Annotated in this window: 21 protein-coding genes; all 21 read left to right on the plus strand. The window is 45.6% G+C overall.

Features of this window, described 5'->3' with window-relative positions; all coding sequences use genetic code 11:
* The first annotated feature begins 60 nt into the window (after nucleotides 1–60).
* The 21 genes from rpoC to DFQ00_RS25620 all read left to right on the plus strand — a co-directional run bounded on the left by rpoC (nucleotide 61) and on the right by DFQ00_RS25620 (nucleotide 15,855).
* Nucleotides 61–3,675, plus strand: coding sequence for a DNA-directed RNA polymerase subunit beta' (gene rpoC / locus DFQ00_RS25520; protein WP_110899275.1), 3,615 nt, complete (start codon nucleotides 61–63; stop codon nucleotides 3,673–3,675).
* 200 nt (nucleotides 3,676–3,875) lie between these two features.
* Nucleotides 3,876–4,124 carry a ribosomal L7Ae/L30e/S12e/Gadd45 family protein gene (locus DFQ00_RS25525; RefSeq protein WP_110899276.1) on the plus strand — a complete coding sequence of 83 codons (249 nt, stop codon included), beginning with the start codon at nucleotides 3,876–3,878 and terminating at the stop codon, nucleotides 4,122–4,124.
* A gap of 152 nt (nucleotides 4,125–4,276) precedes the next feature.
* Nucleotides 4,277–4,699: a 30S ribosomal protein S12 gene (gene rpsL / locus DFQ00_RS25530; RefSeq protein ID WP_017692070.1), complete on the plus strand. Its 423-nt coding sequence runs from the start codon at nucleotides 4,277–4,279 to the stop codon at nucleotides 4,697–4,699.
* Nucleotides 4,700–4,786: 87 nt separating this feature from the next.
* Nucleotides 4,787–5,257, plus strand: coding sequence for a 30S ribosomal protein S7 (gene rpsG, locus DFQ00_RS25535; RefSeq protein WP_007432586.1), 471 nt, complete (start codon nucleotides 4,787–4,789; stop codon nucleotides 5,255–5,257).
* A gap of 49 nt (nucleotides 5,258–5,306) precedes the next feature.
* A complete protein-coding gene (gene fusA / locus DFQ00_RS25540) occupies nucleotides 5,307–7,385 on the plus strand; it encodes an elongation factor G (protein WP_110899277.1) in 2,079 nt (692 codons plus the stop codon).
* Nucleotides 7,386–7,480: 95 nt separating this feature from the next.
* Nucleotides 7,481–8,671, plus strand: a complete 1,191-nt coding sequence (gene tuf / locus DFQ00_RS25545) for an elongation factor Tu (RefSeq protein WP_110899278.1) — start codon at nucleotides 7,481–7,483, stop codon at nucleotides 8,669–8,671.
* A gap of 432 nt (nucleotides 8,672–9,103) precedes the next feature.
* The gene (rpsJ, locus tag DFQ00_RS25550) at nucleotides 9,104–9,412 is read left to right on the plus strand and encodes a 30S ribosomal protein S10 (protein ID WP_017692074.1); all 309 of its coding nucleotides are present in this window, start codon (nucleotides 9,104–9,106) and stop codon (nucleotides 9,410–9,412) included.
* A gap of 47 nt (nucleotides 9,413–9,459) precedes the next feature.
* The gene (rplC, locus tag DFQ00_RS25555; protein WP_110899279.1) at nucleotides 9,460–10,083 is read left to right on the plus strand and encodes a 50S ribosomal protein L3; all 624 of its coding nucleotides are present in this window, start codon (nucleotides 9,460–9,462) and stop codon (nucleotides 10,081–10,083) included.
* A gap of 25 nt (nucleotides 10,084–10,108) precedes the next feature.
* Nucleotides 10,109–10,732, plus strand: a complete 624-nt coding sequence (gene rplD / locus DFQ00_RS25560) for a 50S ribosomal protein L4 (protein WP_110899280.1) — start codon at nucleotides 10,109–10,111, stop codon at nucleotides 10,730–10,732.
* Complete coding sequence (gene rplW, locus DFQ00_RS25565) at nucleotides 10,732–11,022, plus strand: 50S ribosomal protein L23 (RefSeq protein WP_110899281.1); 291 nt, start codon at nucleotides 10,732–10,734, stop codon at nucleotides 11,020–11,022. Before rplD ends, rplW begins: the two co-directional genes overlap by 1 nt.
* Nucleotides 11,023–11,053: 31 nt before the next feature.
* The gene (rplB, locus tag DFQ00_RS25570) at nucleotides 11,054–11,884 is read left to right on the plus strand and encodes a 50S ribosomal protein L2 (RefSeq protein ID WP_076292169.1); all 831 of its coding nucleotides are present in this window, start codon (nucleotides 11,054–11,056) and stop codon (nucleotides 11,882–11,884) included.
* Nucleotides 11,885–11,955: 71 nt separating this feature from the next.
* On the plus strand, nucleotides 11,956–12,234 hold the full coding sequence (rpsS, locus tag DFQ00_RS25575) for a 30S ribosomal protein S19 (RefSeq protein WP_056697694.1): 279 nt from the start codon (nucleotides 11,956–11,958) through the stop codon (nucleotides 12,232–12,234).
* A 35-nt stretch (nucleotides 12,235–12,269) separates the two neighbouring features.
* Nucleotides 12,270–12,602 carry a 50S ribosomal protein L22 gene (gene rplV / locus DFQ00_RS25580; RefSeq protein ID WP_110899282.1) on the plus strand — a complete coding sequence of 111 codons (333 nt, stop codon included), beginning with the start codon at nucleotides 12,270–12,272 and terminating at the stop codon, nucleotides 12,600–12,602.
* Between the two features lie 15 nt (nucleotides 12,603–12,617).
* On the plus strand, nucleotides 12,618–13,283 hold the full coding sequence (gene rpsC / locus DFQ00_RS25585; RefSeq protein ID WP_110899283.1) for a 30S ribosomal protein S3: 666 nt from the start codon (nucleotides 12,618–12,620) through the stop codon (nucleotides 13,281–13,283).
* A 2-nt stretch (nucleotides 13,284–13,285) separates the two neighbouring features.
* On the plus strand, nucleotides 13,286–13,720 hold the full coding sequence (gene rplP / locus DFQ00_RS25590; protein ID WP_024633581.1) for a 50S ribosomal protein L16: 435 nt from the start codon (nucleotides 13,286–13,288) through the stop codon (nucleotides 13,718–13,720).
* A complete protein-coding gene (gene rpmC / locus DFQ00_RS25595; RefSeq protein WP_017692083.1) occupies nucleotides 13,710–13,907 on the plus strand; it encodes a 50S ribosomal protein L29 in 198 nt (65 codons plus the stop codon). Before rplP ends, rpmC begins: the two co-directional genes overlap by 11 nt.
* A 46-nt stretch (nucleotides 13,908–13,953) precedes the next feature.
* Entirely contained in the window at nucleotides 13,954–14,220 is a 267-nt protein-coding gene (gene rpsQ / locus DFQ00_RS25600; RefSeq protein ID WP_110899284.1) for a 30S ribosomal protein S17, read from the plus strand.
* Nucleotides 14,221–14,256: 36 nt separating this feature from the next.
* On the plus strand, nucleotides 14,257–14,625 hold the full coding sequence (gene rplN, locus DFQ00_RS25605; RefSeq protein ID WP_024633579.1) for a 50S ribosomal protein L14: 369 nt from the start codon (nucleotides 14,257–14,259) through the stop codon (nucleotides 14,623–14,625).
* Nucleotides 14,626–14,666: 41 nt separating this feature from the next.
* Nucleotides 14,667–15,020 carry a 50S ribosomal protein L24 gene (rplX, locus tag DFQ00_RS25610; RefSeq protein ID WP_090924672.1) on the plus strand — a complete coding sequence of 118 codons (354 nt, stop codon included), beginning with the start codon at nucleotides 14,667–14,669 and terminating at the stop codon, nucleotides 15,018–15,020.
* Nucleotides 15,021–15,052: 32 nt separating this feature from the next.
* A complete protein-coding gene (gene rplE, locus DFQ00_RS25615) occupies nucleotides 15,053–15,595 on the plus strand; it encodes a 50S ribosomal protein L5 (protein ID WP_110899285.1) in 543 nt (180 codons plus the stop codon).
* A 74-nt stretch (nucleotides 15,596–15,669) separates the two neighbouring features.
* A complete protein-coding gene (locus DFQ00_RS25620; RefSeq protein ID WP_013312154.1) occupies nucleotides 15,670–15,855 on the plus strand; it encodes a type Z 30S ribosomal protein S14 in 186 nt (61 codons plus the stop codon).
* The last annotated feature ends 14 nt before the right edge of the window (nucleotides 15,856–15,869 follow it).

Here is a 15,869-nt window from a genome sequence, read left to right on the forward strand (position 1 = left end):
GGCTACGGCTGGAGCAGGCGTAACCTAGAATACAGGAATTAGGTTAAGGAGGGTTGCTCCTTGTTGGACGTCAACAATTTCGAATACATGAAGATCGGGCTTGCTTCCCCAGAGAAAATTCGTTCTTGGTCCCGCGGAGAAGTGAAAAAACCGGAAACGATCAACTATCGTACGTTGAAACCGGAAAAAGAAGGGCTGTTCTGCGAAAAGATTTTTGGCCCTACAAAAGACTGGGAATGTCATTGCGGTAAATATAAACGCGTTCGTTATAAAGGCGTTGTCTGTGACCGCTGTGGCGTTGAAGTAACACGTGCGAAAGTCCGTCGTGAACGGATGGGCCATATTGAGCTTGCTGCTCCGGTATCGCATATCTGGTACTTCAAAGGTATTCCAAGCCGTATGGGTCTCGCTTTGGATATGTCTCCGAGATCTCTGGAAGAGATCATTTATTTTGCATCATATGTTGTAACAGATCCAGGAGAAACTCCACTGGAGAAAAAACAGCTGTTGTCCGAAAAGGAATATCGCAGCTACCGTGAAAAATACGGCTATGGGTTCCAAGCAGGCATGGGTGCAGAAGCAGTTAAAAAATTGCTTCAAGACCTCGATGTAGATAAAGAGCTTGAATTCTTGAAGGAAGAGCTCCGCACTGCACAAGGACAACGTCGTAACCGTGCAATCAAACGTTTGGAAGTAATCGAAGCTTTCCGTAACTCTGGCAATAACCCTGAGTGGATGATCATGGATGTACTTCCTGTCATTCCGCCGGAGCTTCGTCCGATGGTGCAGCTGGATGGTGGACGTTTTGCAACGTCTGACTTGAATGACCTGTATCGCCGTGTAATTAACCGGAACAACCGTCTGAAACGTCTGCTTGACCTGGGCGCACCAGATATTATCGTACAAAATGAAAAACGGATGCTGCAGGAAGCGGTTGACGCCTTGATTGATAACGGTCGTCGTGGACGCCCTGTTACAGGTCCGGGTAACCGTCCTTTGAAATCCCTCAGCCACATGCTGAAAGGTAAACAAGGTCGTTTCCGTCAAAACTTGCTCGGTAAACGTGTTGACTATTCCGGTCGTTCCGTTATCGTTGTCGGACCTTACCTGAAAATGTATCAGTGTGGTCTGCCGAAAGATATGGCACTTGAACTGTTCAAGCCTTTTGTCATGAAAGAGCTTGTGAATAAAGGGCTTGCCCACAATATCAAGAGCGCGAAACGTAAAGTGGAGCGTGTAAGTCCTGAAGTATGGGATGTTCTTGAAGAAGTAATCAAGGAGCACCCGGTTCTTCTGAACCGTGCCCCTACGCTTCACAGACTCGGTATTCAAGCATTTGAACCGATTCTGGTTGAAGGTAAAGCGATTCGTCTTCACCCGCTCGTATGTACGGCGTACAATGCCGACTTTGACGGTGACCAAATGGCCGTGCACGTTCCGTTGTCTGCTGAAGCTCAAGCGGAAGCACGTATCCTGATGCTGGCATCAGGTAACATTTTGAACCCGAAAGATGGTAAACCGGTTGTTACTCCTTCCCAGGATATGGTCCTTGGTTCATACTATCTGACGATGGACAACAAGGAAGAGAAGGGTACTGGTATGGTTTTGCGTACGGTCAATGAGGCTGTATCGGCATACCAACGGGGTACTGCTGGACTGCATGCACGTGTAGCTATTCCGGTTAAGGCGCTTGGTAAAACAAGCTTCACCGAAGAACAGCAAAAAGGCATGCTGCTGACAACAGTGGGTAAAATTATCTTCAACGAAATTTTCCCGGCAAGCTTCCCTTATATCAATGATGCGACTCGTGCCAACCTGTATCAAGGTACTGCTGATCACTTCTTTGTATATGAAAAAGGGGCTGACCTGAGAGAAGCGATCATGAATTCTCCTCAAGCAGGCGGTGTCGGCAAGGAATATCTGGGTTCAATCATCGCACGCTGCTTTGAAATTTATCATACAACCGAAACAGCGGTTATTCTCGATAAAATCAAACAGCTCGGATTCACATACTCTACTCGTGCGGGTATTACGGTAGCCGTGTCTGACGTTGTGGTTCCAGATGAGAAAACAGACATTCTGAAACAATCCGAGGAGAAAGCACAAATCGTTACGAATCAGTACCGTCGTGGTCTGATTACGAATGAAGAGCGTTATGACCGCATCATTGATATTTGGTCGAAATCCAAAGATGACATCACAGATATCCTGATGAAATCCATGGATCGTTACAACTCGATCATGATGATGGTTGACTCCAAAGCACGGGGTAACAAATCGCAAATCACTCAATTGGGCGGTATGCGTGGTCTGATGGCCAACCCGTCTGGTCGAATTATCGAACTCCCAATCAAATCGAACTTCCGTGAAGGTCTGACAGTACTCGAGTACTTTATTTCCACTCACGGAGCGCGTAAAGGTCTCGCGGATACAGCCCTGCGTACAGCTGACTCAGGTTACCTGACTCGTCGTCTCGTAGACGTAGCCCAAGACGTAATTGTGCGTGAGGACGATTGTGGTACAGATAAAGGCTTTACCGTTAGCCGTATCCAGGATGGTAAAGAGGTCATCGAGGATCTCTACGACCGTATTGAAGGCAGATACTGCTTCGAAACTGTTCGTCATCCGGAAACAAAAGAAATCATCGCTGGCCGCAATGAGCTGATTGATTCTGACAAAGCAGAAGCGATTATCAAAGCTGGCATAACCAAATTGCAAATCCGCTCCGTTCTCAGCTGCCGTGCAAGCCATGGTGTCTGCAAGAAGTGTTATGGTCGCAACCTTGCGACAGGTAAACACGTGGAGATTGGTGAAGCGGTTGGTATCATTGCCGCACAATCCATTGGTGAGCCAGGAACACAGCTTACAATGCGTACGTTCCATACCGGCGGTGTAGCCGGAGACGACATCACGCAAGGTTTGCCGCGTATCCAGGAGCTCTTTGAGGCTCGTAATCCTAAGGGTCAAGCAACAATCAGTGAGATTGATGGTGTGGTTAAAGAGATTCGCGAAGCGAAAGATCGTCGTGAAATCGAAATTCAAGGTGAAGCGGAATCCAAAGTGTACTCCGTTACTTACGGTTCCCGTGTTCGCGTAAGCGAAGGCATGGAAATCGAAGCGGGTGACGAGTTGACAGACGGTTCCATTGATCCAAAAGAAATGCTTCGCATCAAAGGCGTACGTGGTGTACAGAACTACATTTTGCAGGAAGTACAGCGCGTATACCGTAACCAGGGTGTAGAAATCAATGACAAACACGTTGAAGTCATGATTCGTCAAATGCTGCGTAAAATCCGTATCGTGGATGCGGGAGATACGACACTGTTGCCAGGATCATTTGTTGATACGTATGAGTACGAAAGAGCGAACAAAATTGCGATTCTTAGTGATAAAGAGCCTGCGGTTGCTAAGCCAATCCTGCTCGGTATTACAAAAGCATCTCTTGAAACAGACTCCTTCCTCTCTGCGGCATCGTTCCAAGAGACAACACGTGTATTGACGGATGCAGCGATTAAAGGTAAAGTTGACCAATTGTTGGGTCTGAAGGAGAATGTTATCATTGGTAAATTGATCCCTGCAGGTACGGGTATGAACCGCTACCGCAGCATCAAATTTGCTGAACCTGAAGACGGCCAATCTTCTGTAGAAGAGCTGGAGCCGGTTTCGGTAGACTAACATTGACTCTGATGATCTGAATTTATAAAGAATGTGTATGTCAGGGGACAACGTTGGTGTCAAGCGAGCGAAGGATCCTGACGTACACAAACTTTTTAAAATCTTTTATGATTAGCATTGACAATGCTTGCGCTAGATGCTAATATATCAAAGGTGCGTGGGCAGCTGATTGTTAATGGTCCTATTCGGAGGAATGTATGATGTCTAATGAAAAAGGCTTGCAAGATGCTCATGTCAAAATTGGTACCAAACAGACCATGCGGACCGTGCAGACAGGAATGGCTTCTGAAGTCTATGTCGCAGAGGATATTGATCCGCAGCTCACTTCCAAAATCATTGCCTTGTGTGAACAGCACAATGTGAAGTACACGAAAGTGGACACAATGAAAAATCTCGGCAAAGCTTGCGGGATTGGAGTGGGAGCAGCCATGGCTGCTGTCGTAAAATGATAGTGCAAGGAACGTTTTTGTCCGAGAACTTTTAAGGATTCTCCAAGGCAAAAACTTTTCATTTGTCTTTTTATGAACCGCCTGGGTCTGTGGGCTTAGCGTATAAGGTTTATAAAGAAACATGAATAATTGAGGAAGGGGGTGGCAATCACATGCCAACTATTAACCAACTGGTTCGTAAAGGACGTCAAGCAAAAGTTGAAAAGTCTAAATCACCAGCTTTGCAAAAAGGATTCAACGCTTTGAAACGTGAATCCACTAACATCAGTGCCCCACAAAAACGTGGTGTCTGCACTCGTGTAGGAACAATGACTCCTCGTAAACCGAACTCTGCACTTCGTAAATATGCCCGTGTTCGTTTGACGAACCGTCTCGAGGTAACTGCTTATATCCCGGGAATCGGACATAACCTTCAAGAGCACAGTGTGGTATTGATCCGCGGAGGTAAAGTAAAAGACCTTGCAGGGGTTCGTTATCACATCGTTCGTGGAGCTCTCGATACTGCAGGTGTTAACAACCGTATGCAAGCTCGTTCTAAATACGGTGCAAAACGTCCAAAAGCTAAAAAAGCCTAAATTACGATAAGCAGTTAGCCTGATAGCCTTCTGGCTTAGGTCTGGAAGGTACAGGTTCTGCTGAACAAGAAAGAAAGGGGGATATCCATGCCACGCAAAGGTCCAGTTACGAAAAGAGACGTGTTGCCAGATCCGGTATACAACTCCAAGTTGGTTACTCGTTTGATCAACCGCATCATGCTCGACGGAAAACGCGGTGTTGCTCAAAGCATTCTGTATAATGCGTTCAAGTTGATTCAAGAACGTACGGGTAATGACCCGATGGAAGTATTTGAAGCAGCAATCAAGAATATCATGCCAGTCCTGGAAGTTAAAGCTCGCCGTGTCGGCGGTGCCAACTACCAAGTACCAATCGAGGTAAAACCAGAGAGACGTACTTCTTTGGGATTACGTTGGCTCGTGAACTACTCCCGCAACCGCGGTGAGAAAACAATGGAAGAGCGTTTGGCGGCTGAGATCATCGACGCTTCCAACAACACAGGCGCTTCCGTTAAGAAACGCGAAGATACGCACAAAATGGCTGAAGCGAACAAAGCGTTTGCTCACTACCGTTGGTAGGATTCAGTTCACAATAAAAAAACTTCAATTTTGAAGGGAGACCCATTTCATGGCTAGAGAGTTCTCCTTGAAAAATACACGTAATATCGGGATCATGGCTCATATTGATGCGGGTAAAACCACGACAACTGAGCGGATCTTGTTTTACACAGGACGTACGCACAAAATCGGTGAAGTTCACGAAGGCGCTGCGACAATGGACTGGATGGAACAGGAACAGGAGCGCGGGATTACAATTACTTCCGCTGCGACTACCGCTGCTTGGAAAGGTCACCGCGTAAATATCATTGATACCCCGGGACACGTTGACTTCACTGTTGAAGTTGAACGTTCCCTTCGTGTATTGGACGGAGCAGTAGGTGTATTCAGTGCGAAAGAAGGCGTTGAGCCTCAGTCTGAAACTGTATGGAGACAGGCTGATAAGTACGGCGTACCTCGTATCGCATATGTAAACAAAATGGATATCATCGGTGCTGACTTCCTGAACGTTGTATCTGACATGCGTGATCGCCTTCAAGCGAACGCTGTTGCGATTCAACTTCCAATCGGTGCTGAGAATGATTTCAAAGGTATCATTGATATCGTTGCTCAAAAGGCTCATATGTACAAAGATGACCTGGGACAAGATATTGAAGAAACCGACATTCCTGCGGAATTCGTAGAGCAAGTTGAAGAACTTCGCAACGAATTGATTGAGCGTGTTGCAGAGCTCGACGAAGAATTGACAATGAAATACCTGGAAGGCGAAGAGATCACTATTGATGAGATCAAATCGGCTCTCCGTAAAGGTGTTGTAGATGTTAAGATCTTCCCGGTTATCTGTGGTTCCTCATACCGCAACAAAGGTGTTCAACTGATGTTGGATGCTGTTATCGACTACTTGCCAGCTCCAGTTGACGTTCCGGCAATCAAGGGTCTCCTTGAAGATGGAACTGAGGCAGTTCGTAAGTCTTCCGATGAAGAGCCTTTCTCTGCATTGGCTTTCAAAATTATGACTGACCCTTACGTTGGTAAATTGACATTCTTCCGCGTATACTCCGGCGTGCTTCAATCCGGATCTTATGTATTGAATGCCACTAAAAACAAACGTGAGCGTATCGGTCGTATCCTTCAAATGCACGCAAACAGCCGTCAAGAAATCACTGAAGTTTACTCCGGTGATATCGCAGCAGCTGTTGGTTTGAAAGATACAGGTACAGGTGATACACTATGTGATGAGAAACACCCGGTTATCCTGGAATCCATGAACTTCCCTGATCCGGTAATCGAAATCGCTGTTGAACCTAAAACCAAAGCTGACCAAGATAAAATGGGTGTGGCTCTCGGTAAGTTGACGGAAGAGGATCCAACTCTTCGCGCTCATACTGACGAAGAAACAGGTCAAACGATCTTGGCAGGTATGGGTGAGCTTCACCTTGATATCATCATCGACCGTATGCGTCGTGAGTTCAAGGTTGAAACTACTGTGGGTAAACCACAAGTAGCTTACCGCGAAACATTCCGTGCTCCAGCGCGCGTTGAAGGTAAATTCGTACGTCAATCCGGTGGTCGTGGTCAATACGGTCACGTATGGGTTGAATTCGAACCTCTCGAGCCGGGTACAGGCAGCCAGTTCGAAAGTAAGGTTGTCGGTGGTTCCGTTCCAAGAGAATACATTCAACCTGCACTGTCAGGGATTGAAGAGCAAATGAAAAACGGCGTTATTGCAGGCTTCCCGCTTGTAGACGTTAAGGCTACTATCGTAGACGGATCTTACCATGATGTCGATTCCAACGAGATGGCATTTAAAATTGCCGGATCTATGGCGCTGAAAGCAGCGAAAGACAAATGTAGTCCAGTTCTGCTTGAGCCTATCATGAAAGTAGAAGTAACTGTTCCAGAAGAGTACATGGGTGACGTAATGGGTATGTTGAACTCCCGTCGTGGCCGCATTGAAGGTATGGATTCCCGTAGTGGAGCTCAAATCATCCGTGCTAAGGTACCTCTCTCTGAGATGTTTGGATACTCTACAACTCTTCGTTCCGGTACTCAAGGCCGCGGCGTGTTCTCCATGGAACTCTCTCACTATGAAGAAGTTCCTAAGAGCATTGCTGAAGAGATCGTTGCCAAAACAAAAGGCACCGAGTAGTTTTCTCACACTGAATGCTTGTGCTTGAAACCTGGTTTGAAGCACCGCATTCAGTGAAAACATAAAATTATAAATTTTAAGGAGGCCACGTTCAAATGGCAAAGGCTAAATACGAACGTACTAAACCACACGTTAACATTGGTACTATTGGTCACGTCGACCATGGTAAAACAACTCTGACTGCTGCAATCACAACTGTATTGTCCAAAACTTACGGTGGTGCTGCTGTAGCATTCGACCAAATCGACAAAGCTCCAGAAGAGCGCGAGCGCGGTATCACAATCTCCACAGCGCACGTTGAGTACGAAACTGACACTCGTCACTACGCTCACGTAGACTGCCCAGGTCACGCCGACTATGTTAAAAACATGATCACTGGTGCGGCACAAATGGACGGAGCTATCCTGGTAGTATCCGCTGCTGACGGCCCAATGCCACAAACTCGTGAGCACATCTTGCTCTCCCGCCAAGTAGGCGTACCATACATCGTTGTTTTCTTGAACAAATGTGATATGGTTGAAGACGAAGAGTTGCTTGAATTGGTTGAGATGGAAGTTCGCGACCTTCTGAACGAATACGAGTTCCCAGGTGATGACACTCCAATCACTCGTGGTTCCGCTCGTGAAGCTCTGCAAAACCCTGATGGTGAGTGGGCTCAAAAAATCGTTGAGATGTTCAAAGAAATCGACACTTACATCCCACTGCCTGAGCGTCAAACTGACAAGCCTTTCTTGATGCCTGTCGAGGACGTATTCTCCATCACTGGTCGTGGTACCGTTGCTACAGGTCGTGTAGAGCGTGGTACTGTTAAAGTCGGCGAAGAGATCGAGATCGTTGGTATCACTGAAGAAACTAAAAAATCCGTAGTTACGGGCGTTGAGATGTTCCGTAAATTGTTGGATTCCGCACAAGCGGGTGACAACATCGGTGCGTTGCTGCGTGGTGTTGACCGTACTCAAATCGAGCGTGGTCAAGTACTTGCTAAACCAGCATCTGTTAAACCACACACAGAATTCACTGCACAAATCTACGTTTTGACTAAAGAAGAGGGTGGCCGTCACAAGCCTTTCTTCACTGGATACCGTCCACAGTTCTACTTCCGTACAACTGACGTAACTGGTATCATCAACCTGCCAGAAGGTACTGAAATGGTAATGCCTGGTGACAACATCACGGTTACTGTTCAACTGATCTCTCCAATCGCGATCGAAGAAGGAACTAAGTTCTCTATTCGTGAAGGTGGACGTACAGTTGGTGCAGGTTCCGTAGCATCTATCCAAAAATAATTTGGCTTTTGCCAAATAACTATAAGCAACAGTGTGCTGGAACGAGTAACATTGTATTGTAACGAAGCTTCGGAAGAGTTCTTTATCCGACATCGGATGAAGAACTCTTTTATTATGTCAACGTTTCGGAACCTGCGTCATTTAAAATGAACAAAATTCATCTTATAGATTGATAGGTTAGGCAGCCTGGATATTTCAAAAACATCGTCCTAAACAGTATCTTTTCATTAGAAAAGATTTGTTTACATGTTTTTTTTAAATATGCTTGCAATATGCCCATCTTTTCTATATAATAATGAATGTTGTTCTTGTGACGTTGCGATGATGTGAGAGGTTACTGACACACCCGGCCCCTTTGCCATGGGAGAGTGGTTAGAAAATTTTCACGGAGTATGTCCGATAAAAAATTGGGCGATAGAAGGAGGGACTAAAATGGCAAAGCAAAAAATTCGTATTCGTTTGAAAGCTTACGACCACAGAATTCTTGATCAATCCGCGGAGAAAATTGTTGAAACAGCAAAACGTTCCGGTGCTGGTGTATCCGGTCCGATTCCGCTTCCTACTGAAAAACAAATCATTACTATTCTTCGTGCGGTGCACAAGTACAAGGATTCTCGGGAGCAATTCGAGCAACGCACTCATAAGCGTTTGATCGACATCGTTAACCCGACTCCACAAACTGTGGATGCCTTGATGCGCTTGGATCTGCCGTCCGGTGTAGATATCGAAATTAAATTGTAATATATAGCAACAAACAAGACCACGTATAAAGGAAAAGAGGTGTCAACATGAAAGGTATCTTAGGAAAAAAACTTGGAATGACTCAAGTGTTTACCGCTGAAGGTAACGTAGTTCCAGTAACGGTTATCGAAGCAGGCCCTTGTGTTGTTTTGCAAAAGAAAGATCTTGAGAACGATGGCTACGAAGCAGTTCAAATCGGTTTCTCCGATAAGAAAGAGAAAAGTGCTAACAAGCCAGAAGCAGGACACGCTAAAAAAGCGAATACTGCACCTAAGCGCTACGTTCGTGAGCTTCGCGGCATCAACATCGCGGAATATGAAGTTGGCCAAGAACTGAAAGCTGACATTTTCGCTGAAGGCGAATTCGTTGACGTAACGGGTATTTCTAAAGGTAAAGGTTTTGCCGGCGTAATCAAACGTTGGGGACAAAGCACTGGACCTATGTCTCACGGTTCGCGTTACCACCGTGGCCCGGGTTCGATGGGTTCGATCCAAGCAAACCGCGTTCCTAAAGGCAAACACTTGCCAGGACACATGGGACATGAAACAGTTACAATTCAACGTCTTGAGGTTGTTAAAGTAGACGCTGAGCGTAACGTAATCCTTGTTAAAGGTTCCATCCCTGGTGCGAAAAACAGCCTTGTAAAAGTTAAAGAAACGGTGAAAAAATAACCACTGAAGAAAGGAGGAACACAAAATGCCAAAAGTATCAGTTTACAATGTAGATGGTAGCCAAGTAGGTGAAGTTGAATTGAATGATGCTGTATTCGGAATTGAACCGAATCAACACGTTCTGTACGATGCAGTTCTTATGCAACGCGCTTCCCTTCGTCAAGGTACCCACAAAGTAAAAGGACGTTCTGAAGTACGTGGCGGTGGACGTAAGCCTTGGAAACAAAAAGGTACAGGTCGCGCTCGTCAAGGTTCGATTCGTTCTCCACAATGGAAAGGCGGCGGTATCGTATTTGGTCCGACTCCACGGAGCTATGCGTACAAACTGCCTAAGAAAGTTCGCCGTTTGGCGATCAAATCAGCACTTTCATCCAAAGTGCAAGACAATGACATTATCGTTTTGGATGCTCTGACTCTGAGCTCTCCTAAAACTAAAGAATTTGCAGCTATCTTGAATAACCTCAAAGTAGGCCGCAAAGCTTTGATCGTAGCACCTAGCTATGATGATAATGTAGCTCTTTCCGCACGGAATATTCCTGGCGTGAAATTCGTAGCTGCTGACGGCATTAATGTTCTTGACGTGCTTGGGCACGACAAACTGATCATTACGAAAGAAGCAGTTCAGAAGGTAGAGGAGGTGCTCGCGTAATGAAGGATCCTCGTGATATTGTTAAACGTCCGATTATTACGGAACGTACTGCTGACATGATGAACGACTTGAAATATGTATTTGAAGTCGATATCCGTGCAAACAAAACCGAGATCAAAAAAGCGGTTGAAGCTATTTTCGGCGTAAAAGTGAAAAACGTGAACACTCTTCGTGTTCCAGCTAAACCGAAACGGTACGGACGTTATTCCGGATATACAAGCGAATGGAAAAAAGCGTTTGTAACGCTGACGCAAGACAGCAAAGCGCTTGAGTTCTTTGAAACTGTATAATTGAAATTTTTGAAGTAAGGAGGGAAAACTAGTGCCAATCAAAAAGTATAAACCAACATCCCCGGCAAGACGGAACATGTCCGTTTCTACATTTGAGGAAATTACCACAGATAAGCCGGAGAAATCGTTGTTGGCCCCACTGAGCAAACAAGCAGGCCGCAACAACCAAGGTAAAATTACAGTTCGTCACCATGGTGGTGGACACAAACGTAAATACCGTATCATTGACTTCAAACGTACTAAAGATGGAATACCGGGCCGCGTTGCTACAATCGAGTATGACCCGAACCGTACTTCCAACATTGCGTTGATTCACTATGCTGATGGTGAGAAACGTTACATCATCGCTCCTAAAGGTCTGAAAGTTGGAGATCAAGTATTCTCTGGTCCAGACGCAGACATCAAAATCGGTAACGCACTGCCACTCGAAAACATTCCAGTAGGTACTGTTATCCACAACATCGAGTTGAAACCAGGTAAAGGCGGACAATTGGTTCGTGCAGCCGGTACTGAAGCTCAATTGCTTGGTAAAGAAGAAAAATACGTTTCTGTTCGTCTCTCTTCCGGAGAAGTTCGTCGTATTTTGAAAGTTTGCCGCGCGACAATCGGATCTGTTGGTAACCAAGACCACGAGCTTATCAAAATCGGTAAAGCCGGTCGTAGCCGTTGGTTGGGTCAACGTCCTGAGGTTCGTGGTGTGGTAATGAACCCTAACGATCACCCTCACGGTGGTGGTGAAGGTCGTGCTCCTATCGGACGTAAATCGCCAATGTCACCATGGGGTAAACCTACTCTTGGTTACAAAACGCGTAAGAAAAATAAAGCTTCTGATAAATACATCATCCGTCGCCGCACGAAGTAATACACACTGTGCATAACTTCGTGAGGCATCTACGGATGCATAAAAGCTATGTTTGAAGGGAGGATCTCCACATGAGTCGCAGTTTGAAAAAAGGGCCATTCATTGATGGCTACATGCTCAAGAAGGTAGAAGAGATGGAAGCATCAGGCAAGAAGAACGTAATCAAAACCTGGTCCCGTCGTTCTACAATTTTCCCACAATTCATCGGACACACATTTGGCGTTTACGACGGTCGTAAACACGTGCCAGTGTATGTAACTGAGGACATGGTCGGACACAAACTGGGTGAGTTCGCTCCAACCCGTACGTACAAAGGCCATACTGATGATGACAAGAAAACTAGAAGATAAATGAACATCTCTAATGTTTGAGAGGAGGTTACACAATGGAAGCAAAAGCACATGCTAAGTTTATCCGGATTGCTCCTCGTAAAGTTCAACTCGTTGTTGACTTGATTCGCGGCAAGCAAGTAGGTGAGGCGGTTGCCATTCTCCGTCACACTCCGAAATCCGCTTCTCCGGTTGTTGAGAAGTTGCTTAACTCCGCTATTGCGAATGCGGAACATAACTATTCTTTGGATGTTAATAACTTGGTGATCTCGCAAGTTTATGTAAACCAAGGACCAACGATGAAACGTTTCCGCCCTCGTGCAATGGGACGTGCAAGTCGTATTAACAAACGTACTAGCCACATCACTTTGGTGGTATCTGAAAAGTAGAAGGAGGGAAAACGTGTGGGCCAAAAGGTAAATCCAGTCGGACTCCGTGTCGGAGTTATCCGTGACTGGGAGTCTAAATGGTATGCAGGCAAAGACTTCGGTGATCTTTTGATGGAAGACGTGAAAATTCGTGAATTCCTCAAAAATAAATTGAAAGACTCCGCTGTATCTCGTGTGGAAATTGAGAGAGCAGCTAACCGCGTAAACGTAACGATTCACACTGCGAAACCAGGTATGGTAATCGGTAAAGGTGGATCTGAAGTTGAAAATCTTCGTAACCAAATTACGAAAATTGCTGGCGGTAAAAAAGTACACATCAACATCTCTGAAATTAAAAACCAAGACCTGGACGCAATCCTGGTAGCAGAAAGCATTGCACAACAATTGGAACGTCGTGTTTCTTTCCGTCGTGCGTTGAAACAAGCTATTCAAAGAACGATGCGCTCCGGTGCTAAAGGTATTAAAACTCAAGTAGGCGGACGTCTTGGCGGTGCTGAGATTGCACGTTCTGAAGGCTACAGCGAAGGAACTGTTCCACTGCACACACTGCGTGCTGATATCGACTACGGTACAGCAGAGGCACATACAACTTACGGACGTATCGGCGTAAAAGTATGGATCTATCGTGGAGAGGTTCTTCCTACGGCTAAGAAACAAGCTGCTAAGGAAGGAGGCAACTAATCATGTTGGTACCAAAACGCGTAAAACACCGTAAGCAACAACGCGGACATATGAAGGGCCAAGCAAAAGGTGGAACAACACTGAACTTTGGCGAATATGGTCTGCAAGCTACGGAACCGGCTTGGATTACGAACCGTCAGATCGAAGCGGCTCGTATTGCGATGACTCGTTACATCAAACGTGGTGGTAAAGTCTGGATCAAAATTTTCCCTGACAAACCAATCACTCAAAAGCCTCTCGAGGTTCGGATGGGTAGCGGTAAAGGTAACGTAGAAAAATGGGTAGCAGTAGTGAAACCAGGTAAGATCATGTTTGAACTTGCTGGTGTACCGGAGGATGTTGCTCGCGAAGCAATGCGTCTTGCCGCTCACAAACTGCCAATCAAAACGAAGTTCGTGAAACGTGAAGAATTGGGTGGTGAAGCAAATGAAAGCTAGTGAATTTCGCAACCTAACCTCTGCTGAAATCGAGCAAAAGATTGCCGGATTTAAAGAAGAACTCTTTAATCTCCGCTTTCAACTCGCTACCGGTCAGCTGGATAACCCGACTCGAATCCGTGATGTGCGGAAAGAAATAGCTCGTGCTAAAACCATCATCCGTGAAAGAGAACTGGGAATCGGTTAATCAGAGGTCGGATATATTCCGTCCGTAATCAGGAAGGAGGCCAACAATGAGCGAAGAACGTAACGCACGTAAAGTGCAAATCGGTAAAGTGGTCAGTGATAAAATGGACAAAACGATCGTTGTTGCTGTAGAAACCTACAAAAAACACGACTTGTACCATAAACGTATCAAGTACACTAAAAAATTCAAAGCGCATGACGAAGAAAACACTGCGAAAATCGGTGACACGGTGAAAATCATGGAGACTCGTCCGCTTTCGAAAGATAAACGCTGGAGACTTACTGAAGTCGTTGAAAAAGCGGTTATCATCTAATTGCATGATCAGCATAGCTGGAAGGAGGAATACTAAATGATTCAACCATTTACACGTTTGACTGTAGCCGACAACTCCGGTGCGAAGGAATTGATGTGTATCCGCGTACTCGGCGGTACGGGACGTCGTACAGCTCAAATCGGTGATCTGATCGTTTGTTCTGTAAAACAAGCAACACCAGGCGGCGTTGTCAAAAAAGGTGATGTAGTTAGAGCGGTTGTCGTTCGTACGAAACGTTCTGTACGTCGTAAAGACGGTTCCTACATCGGTTTTGATGAAAATGCAGCTGTTGTTGTAAAAGACGACAGAAGCCCACGTGGAACACGTATTTTCGGACCTGTTGCTCGTGAACTTCGCGAGAAAGACTTCATGAAAATCGTTTCCTTGGCCCCAGAGGTTATCTAATAGATTAAGCTCGTGATGTTTAGAAACAGGAGGTGTACGAAATGCCAAGAGTGAAAAAAGTTCTGGAATCCCATAACAACAAACTTCACGTTAAAAAGGAAGATACGGTTATGGTGATCAGCGGTAAAGACAAAGGCAAAAAAGGCCGTGTCATCGCTGCTTATCCTCGTGAAAACCGCGTCCTTGTGGAAGGTGTTAACATGGTGAAAAAACACCAGAAGCCTAACCAGCAAAACCCGCAAGGCGGCATTATCGAGAAGGAAGCTCCGATTCACGTTTCCAACGTGATGCACATCGATCCAAAGAGCGGAAAAGTAACCCGTATCGGTTACAAAGTGTTGGATAACGGAAAGAAAGTGCGCGTTGCAAAACGTTCCGGAGAAATCATCGACTAATTGAACCGATTGAGAAAGGAGGGCTATGATTCATGGCAGCAAGAATGAAAGAACGTTACCAGCAAGAAATTGCTCCTGCTTTGATGCAGAAGTTTAACTATACAACGGTAATGCAAGTGCCGAAAATCGAGAAAATCGTTATCAACATGGGTGTGGGCGACGCTGTCCAAAACTCCAAAGTGTTGGATTCCGCAGTAAACGATTTGCAACTGATCGCAGGTCAAAAACCTGTCATCACTCGTGCAAAAAAATCTATCGCAGGTTTCAAACTGCGTGAGAACATGCCTATCGGTGTGAAAGTAACATTGCGCGGCGAGCGTATGTACTACTTCCTCGATAAATTGTTCAACGTTACACTTCCACGTGTACGTGACTTCCGTGGTGTATCGAGCAAAGCGTTCGATGGTCGCGGTAACTACACTCTGGGTCTGAAAGAGCAATTGATCTTCCCAGAGATTGAGTATGATAAAGTAGACAAAGTCCGCGGTATGGATATTGTCATCGTAACAACGGCGAAAACAGACGAAGAGTCCCGCGAGTTGCTCACGCAACTGGGAATGCCTTTCGTTAAATAATGTTGGCATAAACGTTCCGGGTGTCTGGAAAGACTCCCTTTTCTCCGAAATTATTTAGGAGGTGTCAGGCTAAAGTGGCAAAAACTTCGATGAAAGTTAAACAACAACGTACACCAAAGTTTAAAGTACGTGCTTATACACGCTGTGAGCGTTGCGGTCGTCCACATTCGGTACTGCAAAAGTTCAAAATTTGCAGAATTTGCTTCCGTGAATTAGCTTATAAAGGCCAGATCCCTGGCGTGAAAAAAGCAAGCTGGTAAAAAGTCCTGAACGG

The organism is Paenibacillus barcinonensis (assembly GCF_003217495.1).
In the GTDB taxonomy this organism is placed as follows: Bacteria; Bacillota; Bacilli; order Paenibacillales; family Paenibacillaceae; genus Paenibacillus; species Paenibacillus barcinonensis.